General features: G+C 56.5%; 15 protein-coding genes. 7 read left to right on the forward strand and 8 right to left on the reverse strand.

Features of this window, described 5'->3' with window-relative positions; genetic code table 11:
• Nucleotides 1-150: 150 nt before the first annotated feature.
• The 3 genes from IT971_RS06060 to ftrA all read right to left on the reverse strand — a co-directional run bounded on the left by IT971_RS06060 (nucleotide 151) and on the right by ftrA (nucleotide 4,426).
• Nucleotides 151-2,226 carry a methyl-accepting chemotaxis protein gene (locus tag IT971_RS06060; protein WP_063093759.1) on the reverse strand — a complete coding sequence of 692 codons (2,076 nt, stop codon included), beginning with the start codon at nucleotides 2,224-2,226 and terminating at the stop codon, nucleotides 151-153.
• Between the two features lie 229 nt (nucleotides 2,227-2,455).
• Entirely contained in the window at nucleotides 2,456-3,277 is an 822-nt protein-coding gene (gene cysQ / locus IT971_RS06065; RefSeq protein ID WP_063093761.1) for a 3'(2'),5'-bisphosphate nucleotidase CysQ, read from the reverse strand.
• Between the two features lie 153 nt (nucleotides 3,278-3,430).
• Complete coding sequence (gene ftrA / locus IT971_RS06070) at nucleotides 3,431-4,426, reverse strand: transcriptional regulator FtrA (protein ID WP_063093763.1); 996 nt, start codon at nucleotides 4,424-4,426, stop codon at nucleotides 3,431-3,433.
• Nucleotides 4,427-4,560: 134 nt separating this feature from the next.
• On the opposite strand from ftrA, the gene IT971_RS06075 reads away from it, so the two are divergent.
• Complete coding sequence (locus IT971_RS06075; RefSeq protein ID WP_063093765.1) at nucleotides 4,561-4,962, forward strand: rhodanese-like domain-containing protein; 402 nt, start codon at nucleotides 4,561-4,563, stop codon at nucleotides 4,960-4,962.
• An 82-nt stretch (nucleotides 4,963-5,044) separates the two neighbouring features.
• Complete coding sequence (locus tag IT971_RS06080) at nucleotides 5,045-5,527, forward strand: GNAT family N-acetyltransferase (protein WP_063093767.1); 483 nt, start codon at nucleotides 5,045-5,047, stop codon at nucleotides 5,525-5,527.
• On the opposite strand, the gene IT971_RS06085 is transcribed toward IT971_RS06080, so the two are convergent.
• Together IT971_RS06085 and amrB are read right to left on the reverse strand one after the other, a co-directional pair.
• Nucleotides 5,517-5,897 (reverse strand): DUF2750 domain-containing protein, encoded by a 381-nt coding sequence (locus tag IT971_RS06085; RefSeq protein WP_063093770.1) that lies wholly within the window; start codon nucleotides 5,895-5,897, stop codon nucleotides 5,517-5,519. The genes IT971_RS06080 and IT971_RS06085 overlap by 11 nt on opposite strands.
• Nucleotides 5,894-7,381 (reverse strand): AmmeMemoRadiSam system protein B, encoded by a 1,488-nt coding sequence (gene amrB / locus IT971_RS06090; RefSeq protein WP_063093772.1) that lies wholly within the window; start codon nucleotides 7,379-7,381, stop codon nucleotides 5,894-5,896. Before amrB ends, IT971_RS06085 begins: the two co-directional genes overlap by 4 nt.
• Nucleotides 7,382-7,483: 102 nt before the next feature.
• Here amrB and amrS point away from each other — a divergent pair, with 102 nt between their 5' ends.
• Both amrS and IT971_RS06100 read left to right on the forward strand, forming a co-directional pair.
• Nucleotides 7,484-8,602 (forward strand): AmmeMemoRadiSam system radical SAM enzyme, encoded by a 1,119-nt coding sequence (gene amrS, locus IT971_RS06095; protein WP_063093774.1) that lies wholly within the window; start codon nucleotides 7,484-7,486, stop codon nucleotides 8,600-8,602.
• Nucleotides 8,603-8,675: 73 nt separating this feature from the next.
• Nucleotides 8,676-9,140, forward strand: a complete 465-nt coding sequence (locus IT971_RS06100; protein ID WP_063093777.1) for a GNAT family N-acetyltransferase — start codon at nucleotides 8,676-8,678, stop codon at nucleotides 9,138-9,140.
• A gap of 6 nt (nucleotides 9,141-9,146) precedes the next feature.
• On the opposite strand, the gene IT971_RS06105 is transcribed toward IT971_RS06100, so the two are convergent.
• Complete coding sequence (locus IT971_RS06105) at nucleotides 9,147-10,382, reverse strand: NnrS family protein (RefSeq protein WP_063093873.1); 1,236 nt, start codon at nucleotides 10,380-10,382, stop codon at nucleotides 9,147-9,149.
• Between the two features lie 276 nt (nucleotides 10,383-10,658).
• Here IT971_RS06105 and IT971_RS06110 point away from each other — a divergent pair, with 276 nt between their 5' ends.
• Both IT971_RS06110 and IT971_RS06115 read left to right on the forward strand, forming a co-directional pair.
• Nucleotides 10,659-12,128, forward strand: a complete 1,470-nt coding sequence (locus IT971_RS06110) for a leucyl aminopeptidase (RefSeq protein ID WP_063093779.1) — start codon at nucleotides 10,659-10,661, stop codon at nucleotides 12,126-12,128.
• Nucleotides 12,129-12,211: 83 nt separating this feature from the next.
• A complete protein-coding gene (locus IT971_RS06115; RefSeq protein ID WP_063093781.1) occupies nucleotides 12,212-12,667 on the forward strand; it encodes a DNA polymerase III subunit chi in 456 nt (151 codons plus the stop codon).
• A 36-nt stretch (nucleotides 12,668-12,703) separates the two neighbouring features.
• Here IT971_RS06115 and IT971_RS06120 read toward each other — a convergent pair whose 3' ends face one another.
• Nucleotides 12,704-13,342, reverse strand: coding sequence for an N-acetyltransferase (locus IT971_RS06120; protein ID WP_158526644.1), 639 nt, complete (start codon nucleotides 13,340-13,342; stop codon nucleotides 12,704-12,706).
• Between the two features lie 36 nt (nucleotides 13,343-13,378).
• Complete coding sequence (locus IT971_RS06125) at nucleotides 13,379-14,338, reverse strand: homocysteine S-methyltransferase family protein (RefSeq protein ID WP_063093875.1); 960 nt, start codon at nucleotides 14,336-14,338, stop codon at nucleotides 13,379-13,381.
• Nucleotides 14,339-14,578: 240 nt separating this feature from the next.
• On the opposite strand from IT971_RS06125, the gene IT971_RS06130 reads away from it, so the two are divergent.
• Nucleotides 14,579-15,244: a TetR/AcrR family transcriptional regulator gene (locus IT971_RS06130; RefSeq protein ID WP_051682163.1), complete on the forward strand. Its 666-nt coding sequence runs from the start codon at nucleotides 14,579-14,581 to the stop codon at nucleotides 15,242-15,244.
• Nucleotides 15,245-15,250 lie beyond the last annotated feature (6 nt).

The following is a 15,250-nucleotide window of genomic DNA, read 5'->3' on the forward strand; positions in this document are numbered from 1 at the left end:
CTGATCGGGCTTTGCTATTCGTTTTGATGCCGCGTTCGCGAAATGATTTTCGAAGGAGCATAGCTGCTTTCGTCACCAAAAGATCGGGCAGCGTGCATAAGGCCGCTGCCCGATTTTTCTATCTGACGTTGCTTGGAGACATCGGATCGATCAGATGCCCCTGACCCGGGACAGGAATTCTTCAACCTCCCGTCCAAGGGCATCCGCCTGACTTGAAAGCTCTGACGATGCTTTCAGGACTTCGGCAGACATTTGCCGAGTGTCGCGGGCCATCTCGGTCACAGACGCAATGTTATCTGAAACCTCTGATGTGCCGGTCGCGGCATGCTGGACATTTCGGGCAATTTCCTGCGTCGCCGAAGATTGTTCTTCGGTGGCCGCCGCAATCGCCGAAATCGCCTCGTTGATGGTGTGGATTTTGGTGCCGATTCCGGTAATCGCCTCAATGCAAAGCCCAACGGCGGTTTGCATGCCGCCAATCTGGCCCGAAATTTCCTCGGTTGCCTTGTGCGTCTGGGTGGCAAGGGTTTTGACCTCGTTGGCGACCACGGCAAAACCCTTGCCCGCGTCGCCGGCTCTTGCCGCCTCAATCGTCGCATTCAACGCCAGAAGGTTGGTCTGCGATGCGATGTTCTGAATAAGCTCGACAACCTCGCCAATCTTTTCGGCCGCTTCCTTAAGATCCGAGAACGACTGATTGGTTTGTTCAACCTCGTCAACCGCATCATTGGCCATGCGTGATGATCCATTGATCTGCTGATTGACTTCGATGATCGATGCGCTCAGTTCTTCGGACGCGGCGGCAACGGTCTGCACATTGCCCGATGCCTCGCCCGATGCCTTGGCAACGACCTGGGTACGCTGATCGGTGTTTTCGGCAATGGTGGACAATTGTTCGGCATTGCCCTGCATATCCCCCGATGCATGGCGAACTGCCTGTACGATCCTTGCTGATCCCTGTTCAAACGCACTGACCGCCTCGGCCAGTTTCTTGCCTTTCTCGATTTGCTCCTGCTGGGCTTTTTGCTGTGCCTGTCGCAGTTCTTCGGTCTGCAACGCATTTTTTCGCAACTCTTCAAGGGCCTCCGCCAGACGACCCAGCTCGTCAGGGGTGCCGGTTTCCGTGACCTTGGTTTTATAATCAGCGTGTGACAGGCGTTCGACATCGGCCATAAGATGGCCAATCGGAGTTGAAAAACGCCGCAGCACGGATGCAATCGCAATCGCCGAAAGCCCGAGGGCGATGACAAGCCCGATGCTGACGGTCACAAGCCCGATATTTGCCGATGCTTTTTTGCTTTCCGCACTTAACACGGCCTCTTTCATGGCGGTGTGACCGATTTCGACAATCTGGTCAAACGGCCCATTGCAAAGGGCGGTATATTCGGTCGGTGGCATGGCTGGTGCCGTGCCACCATTCAAACCGGTATAAAGGGCATCGAGCTGCGTCTGTGCTGAGGTCGTGGCACTTTGAGCCGCTTTTACTTCATTTAAAAGACGCTGTGGAATGCCCGGGCGGGCCATGACGGAATCAATCTCGTCCCACATAAGCTGATAACCGCCTTTAAGCTGGTTCCAACGCGCGAAGGATTCGGGGCTTAAAGGTTCGTTTTTCGAGACATTCGGACGCAAAAGCGAACATTGGCTGCCGAACTTGTCGCGCACCATCCATGCCGCACGCCGGACCTGAATCATTTCGCCGACAAACGGGTCAAGCAGCCGAACGTCATTTCCAACCGCAAGCGACACACCCAGAATGGTGTCAACGACGTTACGGACGGAATCTGACCATTCCTTGACTTCGGGGACGCTGCGCTGATCTTTGGGCCGCTTTGCCAGTGCATCAATATTTTCTTCAAGGCGGTTCTGTTCCGCCCATGCTGCCTGAAGGTCGGAAATATATTTATCAACCCCGTCGACCTCGACATCTTCAAGGGCCGCCATTGCGGTGTCAAAACTCTGGTCGGCAATCGCGCGCGTTCTGGCAAAGGCCCCGGTCGGATCGTCTTGCGACACCAACGCGGTTTGGGTGCCGGAAATCTGCTGTCGGACGCCAAGGACTGCGGAAAACAAAAGCTGGTCTGCACGGGTTGCATTCAGGATTTCCGATGCATTGTCCGAGTCATGCCAACTGATAAAGGCCAGAACGCCCGTAACACTTACAAAGCCAATAAGCAAAAGGCTCTGCAAGGAAATGATCAGGCGCGAAATTGAATTCCGGAACATCAATTCTCTCTCCCAAAGGGGAAAATATCTCAACCCAAACGTATAGCGATTTTTCGGTGTTATACAGTTTGTGCCGCAGAATTGAATTTCAACCAGAGAACTGAAATAGCGCGCTTTTTTCCTTCAGCGAAGATTTACGCGTGATCAGCAGACGTGATCAATCATGCAATCACGCCTTGCGGGATGCGTAAATCGTGCCTTGATCCTGCAATGCGGAAAGTGACGAAGCTTAACCTTGGTATTTCACCGGCACGCTTGGGCTGCGCGCGATGAAGAACGGATTGCGGAAATCGGCCTTGCCATAGGCAAACCGGGTGCCGTCCATATTCTCGACCACGCCACCCGCCGCCGCCAGAACCGCATGACCGGCCCCGATATCCCATTCCATGGTCGGGCCAAGCCGTGGGTAAAGGTCGGCCACCCCTTCGGCCAGAAGGCAGAGTTTAAGCGAACTTCCCGCCGGGCGCAGTTCCTTGACCGCAAGATCGCCCAAAAATGCTTTCATTGCCTCGGGATCGCCATGCGAACGCGAGCCGACGACAACCACACCATCGTCAGGCATGTCGCGCACCGTGATGGCGCGGGTTGTGTCATCAATATCGCCATTGCCTTCAATCAGCTTCGCGCCATCCGGCCCGCCGTAATAAAGCTTTTCAATTGCCGGGGCATAAACCACGCCCAGAACCGGGACGCCCTTGGCAATCAGGGCGATATTGACGGTGAATTCGCCGTTGCGTTTGATGAACTCCTTGGTCCCGTCCAGCGGATCCACCAGCCAGAAGAAATCGGTATCCCCGTTTACATCGGGAATGTCACCCGCAGCCGCACTTTCCTCGGACACGATTTTGACATTCGGGGTCAGGGCGCGAAGACCGGGCAGGATCACCGCCTCGGCGGCGTCGTCGGCCTCGGTCACCGGGGATGCATCATCCTTGGACCGGACTTCGAAATCGGTGTCATAGATTTTCATCATGGCGGCACCGGCACGGCGCGCAATTTCAATCAACCCGTTTTCAAGGGCACTGGCATCGGCCGGAAGGGCAATCGTCATGGCAATCTCGTCTGGTTAATCTTTTTGCGTGCAAAGGGCATAGGGAATTTTGCCCATCACGTCCAGTAAGACCGTTCCATTATGGCGAGATCACGTTCACTTTCCTGTTCACGTTCATCATCGCCATCGCCTCTCATCAGGCCCTATGCCCGGTCACGCCGGTTGACCGATCCGAAACCGGTTGCGATAGCGGGCCGGGGGCACGTGGGCGATATCGCGAAACGCGATGCGAAATGTTTCCATCGACTGGAACCCGCATTGCTCGGCAATGTCACCCAGCGGCAAACTGGTTTCTTCAAGCAATTTCATCGCCCGCAATACCCGTTCACGCCGCAGCCATTTAAGCGGCGCCATGCCGGTGCCTTCGCGGAAACGCCGTAAAAACGTTCTTTCGCTTAGTCCCGAAAAGTTGGCCATTTCGCCGATTTCAATCGGTTCGGCCAGTTTGCCGCGTGCCCAGTCCAGAACGGCTGCAATCGATTTGCCCGGTCGTTCCTGTACCGGCGCTTCGACATATTGTGCCTGCCCCCCATCACGATGGGGCGGCATCACCAACCGCCGTGCGACCACATTGGCAACCTGCGCGCCATGATCGGACCGGATCACATGCAAACAGGCATCAATCCCCGCACTGCTGCCCGCCGATGTGATGATCTGGCTGTTTTCGACATATAAAACATCATCGACAATCTCGATATCGGGATACATCGCGTGCAGCCGGTCGGTATATCGCCAATGCGTCGTCGCCCGCCCGTTTGCCAGCAACCCGCTTGCCGCCAGAACAAACACGCCCGAACAGATGCTTACCAACCGGCATCCGCGGCCATGAGCACGCCTTAACGCATCACAAAGTGCCACATCGGGCATCACATCCGCCCCGCGCCAGCCGGGGATGATCACGGTATCGGCCTGATCAATCAATTCGATCCCGGCATCGGTCGCCACCCGAAATCCGCCCATCGCGCGGATTTCCGGGTCAATTCCCGCAATCGAACAGCGATACCACGGAAAATCAAATTCCGGCCGGGGCAGGGCAAATGCCTCTAGGGCGATGCCGAATTCAAATGTGCAAAGCCCGTCATAGGCCAGCACCACAACATGATGCAGGGCGTCGGTTGGTTTGATATCTGCGGCACGATGATCGGGCATGACCGGATTTGATTCCGTTAAAATGCGGTTTGGCGAAAAATTACCGAATAATGGCATTTTGGCCACTATCACAAAAAATGGCAATCGTTACGATCATCCCATCACCCATGATGATTGAAAACGGAGCCACCCGAATGAAAAGCCTGATCAATGAAATCAACCCCGCACCGTCGCATATTGCTCGCGCCCATTTTGATGCGATGCTGCAATTTGAAACCGATTGCTGGGATACACATGCAAGCCTGCAATCAGGGATCGATGATTTCATTCTTGTCGATGTCCGGTCCCCCGCGCTGTATCACGGCGGCCATATCGAAGGCGCGATCAACATCCCGCACGGCAAGATGACCGAACGCCGCATGGCCGAATATCCCGCCGGTAAAACCTTTGTGGTTTATTGCGCCGGTCCGCATTGCAATGGTGCCAACAAAGCCGCCTGTCGGCTGGCCGCCCTTGGCATGCCGGTCAAACTGATGATTGGCGGTGTGACCGGATGGATCGACGAAGGCTTCAACCTGACGGAACCGGTTGCCTGATCTGACGGTAACCATCTCTAATACTGGCCGACAGGATCGCTGCCTGTCGGCCCATCCTATTCTTTGCCACCGGATCGCACCAATGACGTCATCACCAGTGCCATATGAAATCCGCACCGCCGCCCCGGATGATCTGCCCCGTCTGATTGACCTGATTGCCGATCACGCGGATTTTGAACGCCAGAAGGTCAATCGCACCCACCTGGCCGAAAACCTGCCCCGATATCTGTTTGGCGCGGATGCCCGCCTGAGCGTGATGGTGGCGGGCAGGGGTGGGGAACTGGTCGGCTATGGTGCTGCCAGTATCGAATTTTCAACATGGAAGGCCGCCTGCTTCCTGCATCTGGATTGTCTTTACCTCGCGCCGCAAAGCCGTGGGGCCGGGCTTGGCGCGCGGATGCTGGCCGCGTTTGAAAATCTGGCACGTCAGCAGAACCTTGGCTGGATGGAATGGCAAACGCCCGACTGGAATATCGATGCTGCCCGGTTTTATGAACGCAATGGGGCACGGGCCCTGCCAAAGCTGCGCTTTGCGAAAACGCTGTCCCACATCCCTAGCCGGTGATCGATTTCTTTAACGCGGCCATCAAATCATCATGCAATGCCAAATGCCCCGGCAGGATCGGGCCATCATCGCCGGTCGGTGAAATACCGGGTTCAATCCTGTTCCGGGCAAGATCGGGCAGCAGCTTTTCGGTCAGTTCAACCAGGGTGATCGCGGTCGGGACATAGCCGGTTTGCGCTATCTCGGTCCACGCATCCGCATGGTCGCGGCTTGCGAAAAACGGGCAATATCGGGTGCCTTCATTGCCGGGGTACAACAGCCAGCCCTTGTCATAAAGCCCCCAAACCCCTTCCCACGCGATCACGCTTTCAATGAAGTAACGATAGCGTCCTTCACGGACATTGATGCTGTCCGATCCTGCAATGCTCATGACATCGGGGTCGGTTGCTGCCAGAAATCCCTGGGCGAGATGTCCTTGCCCGAGATGCCGCGCGTCACAAACCGTTGTGCGCGCATGCGATCCGACCAGTGATCCGTCGAAAGCCCGGCCTTGCGTTTCAATTGTGCCACGAAATCCGCCGGATCGGGCAACTGTTCCCAGACTTGAGGCAGGAACAAGCCACGATGATTGCCATCCGACAGGATAATGCCATCCTCATCGGGTGTCAGTTTGGCGATCAGATCGGCCTCGTTTTCAAACGGAAAATCACGCGGCGGGGAGAGGACCGAGATCGATAATTCCAGATCGTCATTCAGTTCATCTTGGCGAAGGGCCGGAAAGCGCGGGTCGCCAAATCCGGCCTTAAACGCATTTTCGCACAGATCCGTCGCCAGATCGCGATGCGCCATCACCGATCCGATGCAGCCGCGAAGCTGGCCGGATTTCTTTAATGTCACAAAACACGCGCCCGGTGCCAGAAGGGCCGGGGAAACCGATGCCGGATCAATGCGAAGCGGCCCGCCATGCGTGATCCCGTGCCAGATCGATTGCCTTGCAAGGTCGATCATCTCCGCCCCGTGATCGGCCAGAAGCTTTTCGGTCATGCCGACAAAGCCGCCTGATGATTTGCTCGTCTTTTCATCCTCGCGCATGTCTTTTGATCCTGCATAAACCGCCCACGCGCCATAGCCGACAACGCGCGATTTATCGCCCGTCACATCGCCGGAATTGCACATGCCAAGTGTCCTGATCCGCATGCCGCGTTTGCGGGCCGACATCAACATGCCCGCAATTGGCAACGCGCCGCATGCATCGCCGCTTGTGATGCTTTCGGCGTCAAACCGTTCGATCATGACGCGCGTATTGTCGTCGATGCGCTTGGCGGTATCGTAATCATGAAAATGCGACAGGTCCGATGAAATCACGATCAGGGTTTCCGGCCCACCCCAAAGCGCCTCGATCACCTCATGCACCTGCCGCGCGCTGCATCGGCTGACCAGCAGGGGCACAATGCCGATATCGGCATCTTCGCCAAACAATCGCTGGATAAACGGCAATTCGATCTCAAGCCCGTGTTCATGGGCGTGCGCCTCGTCCAGGACCTGCACCTGCGGCCATGCAAGGGCCGCCTGCAACCCGGCCAGATCGCACCTCACATCGCCAAGCGGTGTGGCAAACCCGTCCGCCTTGGCAATCGCAATCCCCTGAAACGCCATGCGATGCGCCGGGCCAATGATCACGATCCGTTTGACCGTGCCCTTTAACGCCCGAACCGTGGCAAAACCCAGACCGGCAATCGCCCCTGAAAACATCAGCCCGGCATGGGGCACAATGATTGCCTTGGGGATTGGCGTATCATTCCCTGTCTGGCTCTCGACCGCCGCATGGATCAACCCGTCAATCTCGCTGCGCAGCACATCGGGCGCTGCGGGATAAAACGTTCCGGCAATGGCGGGCGGGCGGATAATCGTCATGACGCTTCCAATGATGGGCTTCCTTTGAAAAAGATAGCGATCAGGACTACACTTTGAAAGGACAAGCTAACAATCGTGAACCCGGTCAGGGTCCAAAGCGCCATGAATGTCACGACCCCGCAAATAGGAACCGTCCCCGGACGCTACTGGCACCATCTTGAGGATGGTCGTATCCAGTGTGATGTCTGCCCGCGCTTTTGCAAGCTGAAGGACGGGCAGCGGGGCTTGTGCTTTGTCCGGGCGCGCGAGGGCGATCAGGTGGTTTTGACCACATGGGGCCGGTCATCGGGTTTTTGCATTGATCCGATCGAGAAAAAGCCGCTTAATCATTTCCTGCCCGGCACACCGATCCTGTCATTCGGTACGGCGGGCTGCAATCTGACCTGCAAGTTCTGCCAGAATTACGAGATTTCCAAGGCGCGTGAAATGGACAGGCTGGGATCGCTCGCGACGCCTGAAATGATTGCCAGAACGGCAAAGGAATATGGCTGTTCGGCAGTCGCCTTTACCTATAACGATCCGGTGATTTTTCTGGAATATGCGGTGGATGTGGCGCAGGCCTGCCGCGAAGCCGGCATTCGCACCGTCGCCGTCACGGCGGGATATATTGGCGATAAAGCCCGCGAGGAATTCTTTCGCCATATGGACGCGGCCAATGTCGACCTTAAGGGCTTTACCGAGGATTTCTATCACAAGCTTTGTTCCGCCCATCTGGCCGATGTTCTTGAAACGCTGAAATACCTTAAACATGAAACCGGGGTGTGGTTTGAACTGACCAATCTGGTGATCCCCGGCGAGAATGACAGCGACGCCGAATTCAATGAAATGACGTCATGGGTGGCGGGTGAACTCGGCCCCGATGTTCCGATGCATTTCACCGCCTTTCATCCCGACTGGAAAATGATGGATCATCCGCGCACCCCGCCCACGACCCTGATCCGGGCGCGCGAGATCGCGATGAAAAACGGCATTCGCTATGCTTATGTCGGCAATGTCCATGACAAGGCGGGATCAAGCACCTTTTGCCATCATTGCGGTCACATCCTGATCGGGCGGGACTGGTATCAGTTATCGGACTGGAACCTTGATGCAAACGGGGCTTGCACCCATTGCGGTACCCATTGTGCGGGTGTGTTCCAACCGCGCCCCGGCACATGGGGGCCAAAGCGCCAGCCGGTGCGTTTGGTCGCGCCAAGTGCGGGTTCGGCACCTGCATCCTGATGGCGTTTTTGCTTCCATTATGGGCAAAGAAGGCTAAATTGCCGCCAGTTTCGTTTGGACCCAAAATCACCCCATGAAAATCCGCAAAGCCAGCATTTCCGACGTCAGCGCCATTTTCGCCATCCGAAGCCGGGTGCGCGAAAACCATCTGTCCGTCGATCAGTTGGCCGAACGCGGCATCACCAAGGCCGCCTTTGGCAAATGGCTTGCCGATGGCTATGGCATGTGGGTGGCCGATCTGGACGGGGCCGCGGCGGGCTTTGCCATTGCCATCCCGTGTGAGGCAACATTATGGGCGCTGTTCGTTGATCCCGATTTTGAAGGCCGCGGGGTGGGCAGAGCGCTTTTGCGCGTGGCCGAAGAATGGCTGTTTGCCCAAGGCTGCAACGACATATCACTGACCACCGATGCCGATCCCAAAATCCGCGCGCACCGCTTTTATGAAAACAATGGCTGGCACTGCACCGGCGATGCAGACAAGGGGCAGGTCGAATACATTAAATCCAACCCGACCCTGTCGCTGTTTGATTTTGGTTAACGCCGTTCACTTTACCGGAATGCCGCGCGTTTTCTTCTGGCTCGGCCCTATCAGGATCGGCGCATAGCCAATCAGAAACGCCAACCACCCGACCAGCCAGCACAGGGTCGCCGCTGCCAGAACCGGAAGGTAAGCATCGGGGAACTGCCCGACCAGAAGCCGCAGCACGGTCGAAATCCACACCAACCCGAATGCCGCATTCAAGGCCCGGCTTGCGCGCAATTCCCGCCCGGTATGGCCAAGGGCGGCCCGCCCGCCAATCGCGATGATCATGCAGGCCATCGCCCCGCCGGTAAGCCCGTGCAGGGCATCACGCGCTGCCATCACGTCCGGCCAGATATGGGCGATGCCAAACGCCGCCAATCCGGCAGGCACCCAGAAATAGGCGAAATGCAACATCGCCACCAACGGATCGCGTAGCGTCAGGTGCCCGCGCCAGCGCGCCATGCGAAACCCGTGCAGGATGGCCGTAATCAGCAACGCCGCGCCAAAGATGACGCCATCCGTATCCACCATCCCGATCACGATGGTGATGGCAAGGGCGGCAAGGCACACGCCGTCAAAGCGGGTAAACATCACCGGCATCGTGGCATCCGGCCGTTCGCGTTGCAGCCAGTTGCGCGTAAAGGCCGGGATGATCCGCCCGCCGATCAGCGCGATCAGAAGCACGATCAGCAAAATTGCACTTTGATAAATCACCATCGCATCAAGCGCGATCAGGTCAAGTGCGCTTGCAATAAACATCCCGTCAAAGGCGGTAATCAGCCCCAGAATACCAAGGATTTTAAGGTTGCGATAATTCCGACCCAGCACAAGCTCCCGCCCGGCAATCACGATAAGGGCGATGAAATAACCAAGCCCGCCGATAATGGTCAAGGCGGGCGGCAATGCCTCGCCAAAGCCAATCGCCAGCCGCGCGATGAGCCAGCACGCGGCAAGCACCATCAGCAATCCGCCCGCAACGGCGGGCCGCCCCGTCCAGTTGGCAATCGCGGTTAGCAGGAACCCGCCAATCGCCGCCCCGCCAAAGCCGAAAATCATTTCATGCCCGTGCCAAAGCGACGGCGTGCCAAGCGACGGCGTCGGCACGCCATGCGCCATCCCCGCCACCCACCAGACCACGGCCACCACCGCAATCAGCCCGGCAAACAGAAACATCGGGCGAAACGCGCCACTCCAGAATGGATGCGGTGCGGGGGCGGGTTCGGATATCGAGATCGGCGTGGTTTTCGCATTCATCATGGCACCGTCAAACAAGCAGGGGACTAAGTTGGAACAGTTCCATCATAGGCCGCGATTGTCCGCCTGCCTTGACATTGAGCAATCGGCCAAAATCACCGTGGAAACACGTGGGTGGTCGTCATGGGCCTGTCATATCGGTAAAATCCCGCAGGTTTTTGAGCAATAAGCCTTTTCTTCGCCATTTAACGCGCTAGATTAGGGAAAGCATTCAAGCATCGGCGGGATTGCCGGTGCAGACACCACATATGCCCGAAACATGACAGGAGCCTTTTTCCCATGAAGATCACGTTCTCCGATCTCGCCATCCCGACCTCGGGCGCTGTGATCGCCTTTGCCACCGATGGCGGCGATCTGATGCCAAGTGCCGTGGCGCTGGACGAAGCAACCGGCGGCGCACTTGCCAAGGCGATCAAGGGATCGACCTTCAAGGGGAAAGCAGGGCAAAGCCTGCAGCTTCTGGCGCCGGCCAATACCGATCTTTCGCGCATCATCGTGTTCGGGATTGGCAAGGAAGCCGAATTTGACGTGATCGCCGCCCAGAAACTTGGCGGCAATGTCACCGTGCGCGCCCTTTCGACCGGCGAGAAGGACGTGACCGTCCTGTTTGACATGGAAGGCATGGCCTGTGATTTCGCCACCGGTGCGATGCTGCGCGATTATCGTTTCGATAAATACCGCACCACCGAAACCAAGGAAGATAAACCGGTTCTGAAATCCATCGCGATTGCCGCGCGCGATCACAAGGACGCCAAAAAACAGTTCGACAGTGCCAAAAAGGTCGTCGAAGGCGTGTTCTTCACCCGCGATCTGGTGTCTGAGCCTGCCAATGTGCTGTATCCCGAAAGCTTCATGAAAGAAGTCAGCGCGCTTGAAAAACTCGGTATCGAGATCGACGTGCTTGACGAAAAGGAAATGAAAAAGCTTGGCATGGGCGCACTTCTGGGCGTCTCGCAAGGTTCGGCGCACAAGCCCTATATGGTTGTCATGCGCTGGAACGGTGGCAAGAAAAAAGACGCACCGGTCGCGTTTGTTGGCAAGGGTGTGACCTTTGATACCGGCGGTATTTCGATTAAACCGGCTGCTGGCATGGAAGACATGAAATTCGATATGGGCGGGGCCGGTGTGGTTTCCGGCCTGATGAAGGCCCTGGCCGGGCGCAAGGCCAAGGCCAACGTGATTGGCGTCATCGGCCTTGTTGAAAACATGCCATCTTCCACCGCACAGCGTCCGGGCGATGTTGTGACCTCCATGTCGGGGCAGACCATCGAAGTCATCAATACCGACGCCGAAGGCCGCCTTGTCCTGTGTGATGCCCTGACCTATGTGCAGGAAAAATACGATCCGAAACTGATCGTCGATCTGGCGACGCTTACCGGCGCGATCATCATTGCGCTGGGCCATGAAAATGCCGGGCTGTTTTCCAACAATGATGAATTGTCCACCCAGATCACCAATGCCGGTCTTGCGGTTAATGAAACTGTCTGGCGCCTGCCACTGTCGAAGGCCTATGACAGCCAGCTTAAATCCGACATCGCCGATATGAAAAACGTTGGCGGCCGGCCGGCCGGTTCCATCACGGCGGCCCAGTTCCTGCAACGCTTCATCACCAAGGATCGCCCGTGGGCGCATCTTGATATCGCCGCCATGGCCTGGGCGACGAAGGATAGCGAAGTCACGCCAAAGGGTGGCACTGGCTTTGGCGTGCGTCTGCTGGATCGCTTTGTTGCTGATAACTGTGAGTCCTGATTTCACGGCGGTTTGACCAGAAACTTGCGGGGCAGGGTGACGATCACCTTGCCCCGTTTTCATGTTCGCGATAGAAATCCACCATGGCTGACATCTGGTTCTATCATCTGACCGCGTCCCCGCTGGAACGTGCATTGCCGACCCTGCTGTCCAAGACATTGGAGCGGGAAAAACGTGCTGTCGTTATGACCGGGACCGAGGAAAGGATCGAGGCGCTCAATACCCTGCTTTGGACCTATGACGCCGCAAGCTGGATGCCCCATGGATCGAAATCTGATGGTGATCCGGAAATGCAGCCGGTCTGGCTGACATCCGAGGATGAAAATCCCAACGGGGCGCAATTCCTGTTCCTGACCGACCGCGCGATAAGCGAAAAGATCGCCGATTATGAACGCGTCATAATGCTGTTTGATGATCGTGATCATGAGGCGGTGGCCGAGGCCCGCACCCGCTGGAAAGACTGGAAAGACGCCGGGCACAAGCTGTCTTACTGGCAGCAGACCCCGCAAGGCGCATGGGAAAAAAAGGCCGAAAGCTGAGGGCTTCCGGCTTTTTGTTTGGTCTCCTGCTTCTGATCAGAACTGCTTGATCAGCAATATCCAGTTTTTACCGGGATTTTCCCAACCTTCCTTGACCATCGCTCGTTTGGCGCACTGGGTATAACCATGCCGTTCATAAAGACGGATGGCACCGGGATTGCCGTCTGATGCGATGATGCTGATCGCCTGTTTTCCGGCATTGATCGCATTGCGTTCGGCCGCCCGGATCAGTTCTGATCCGACCCCGCGATTGCGAAACGGCGGAAACACCGCCAGCACATTGATGTACCAGCTTCCCGGTGCCAGGCTTTCAAGCTCAAGCAACGGCACAAACATTGCCGGTATTTCCGTCGGATCAATCGGATCAAACGTATCGGGCTGGGCATAATCAATCAGAGCACCGATCACCTGATGTTCGCCAAAGGCAAGCGTGGTATTGCGATAGGAAAATCCGCCTTCGTCGCGCCGGGCGCGTCGGCGCCCGACATCCCAGACGGTCTCGTCGCCTTCGATCATGTCCTGCCACAGATAAACCGGCAGGCCTTCGCCCGCGATATTGATCAGCTTGGCCATGACATCGGCATCATTAACGCTTGCGCGCAGTAAATCCATTGGCGGTGTCGGGCGGTCGGTGTTTGATTGTGCCAATGGCCGCGCGGCTGGTTTAAAGCTCATATTCATTGCTCGTGTCCCTTTTCTTTGTCTTTGCGATCATCCCGCCGCCACAAGACGTGGCAGGGCATGTTTGGCCATGGCATGGACATGGCGATGATCGGTCCCGCAACAGCCGCCAATCACCGCAAGGTTCGGCAGCAATTCGGCCAGATCGCAATAAAGCCGCCCCAGTTCGTCCGGGTTGCCGTCGTCAAGATGTTCGCAGGCATCAAGTTCCGCATGGCTTTGGCGCGATGCATTGGCCCGAACACCACAAATGCGGTTCTTCCAGGCGTTGTTGCCGTCAAGCTTGTCGCGGAAATGGTCAGGGTGGGCGCAATTGATCATGTAATAAACCGGATAGGCACCGGTTTGCGCATCAACCATTTCAATCACGTCGCCAATGCCGTCACCGCTTGGCAACTGGCCATCGGTTTCAACGGTAATGGAAATCACGCAGGGCAAATCGGCATCCTTGCAGGCCAAGGCGATGCCAATCGCTTCTTCAGGGTAATTCATCGTGATCGCCGATACCATATCGATCGGCGTACCGGCAAAGGTGCGCACCTGAACCGCGTGATAGTCGCGTGCCTGCTGGGTGGTCATGCGGTCGGTCGGGCTATACCCATCGCCGCGTGGTCCGATGCAGCCACTGATCAGGCACGGGGTTTCGGCGGTCTGATACCGGTCGCGCAGATCGGCCATCATCCGGACCGACTTGTGGTTCATGTCGGCAAGTTCGACCGCACTGTAACCCATGCGCAGGCCCCAGTCGCCATTGGCGCGCCATGTCGGGCTTTCCAGTACAAAACCGACCTTGGCGTTGAGCGCGATTTCAAGGTAGCGCGCGTAATAGTTGGCAACGCGATTGTAGCCGTCCTGTGTCTGCAAAAGATCAAAAGATGCGAAATAGGGGATATCAATCCCGTCATGGAAAATCAGGGTGGTTTCAAGCCCGCCGTCGGTAATGAATTTGGTTGGCGCGAAAGGGGGCAGATGGGAATGGTGTGCGGTCATGACTTCAAATTTCACATTTTGGGGTTTCAAAAATTCTACCCGGACGCTATTCAAACCAGCGAAAGAGCAGGGGCCGAAGTCTCGCCCCGGTTGGGTTTTGCTTCTAGTAAGCATGCGGTGCAGTTTTTGAAATTACTGAAAACCTTTTTAAAACAATGGAATATCGGAACTGGTCGGCTTTCTGGCGCATTCGGGGTTATGCTGTGCGACGGAAAACTGTACCGCCGGTAGGGTAAAGTGATGAACCAGACGATTGATCAGGCCGCCGATGCGGCATCAGAGCAGGCCAAGGGCAAGGGTGAGCGCACCCGCGACCGTATCCTCGAAATTGCCGAAAACTCTGTGCTGAACAAGGGATTTGGCGCAACCTCTATCGAGGAGCTCATCTGCGAGGCTGGCATCACCAAAAGCGGATTTTTCTATCACTTCAAGGATAAGAACGAACTGGCGCGCGCCCTTTTGCTGCGTCATATCGAACAGGATGAAAAGATTCTCGATCAGGTGTTTTTGCGCGGGCAGGAACTGGTTGATGATCCGCTGCAACAATTCCTGATCGGGCTTAAAATCCTTGCCGAACTGGTCGAAGATCTGCCGCAGGGTCACCCGGGATGCCTGATCGCGGTTTACTGTTATCAGGAACGGCTGTTTGACAATGAAGTCCGGCTTTTGAACCGGCAGGCGGTGCTGGGCTGGCGCACACGGTTCCGCGCCATTCTGGATCGGATCGTTGATGTTTATCCGCCCAACGAGCCGGTCGACCTTGATGAACTTGCCGACATGGTTTCAACCGTGGTGGAAGGTGGCATCGTGATGTCAAAGGCGCTTGGTCGCCCGCATATGCTTGCCAATCAGATCATGTTGCTACGCAGTTTCGTCAAATTGCTGTTTACCCGGCAACCGGTCTGATTTGAT

It is taken from the genome of Thalassospira sp. B30-1, from assembly GCF_015767575.1.
In the GTDB taxonomy this organism is placed as follows: Bacteria; Pseudomonadota; Alphaproteobacteria; order Rhodospirillales; family Thalassospiraceae; genus Thalassospira; species Thalassospira xiamenensis.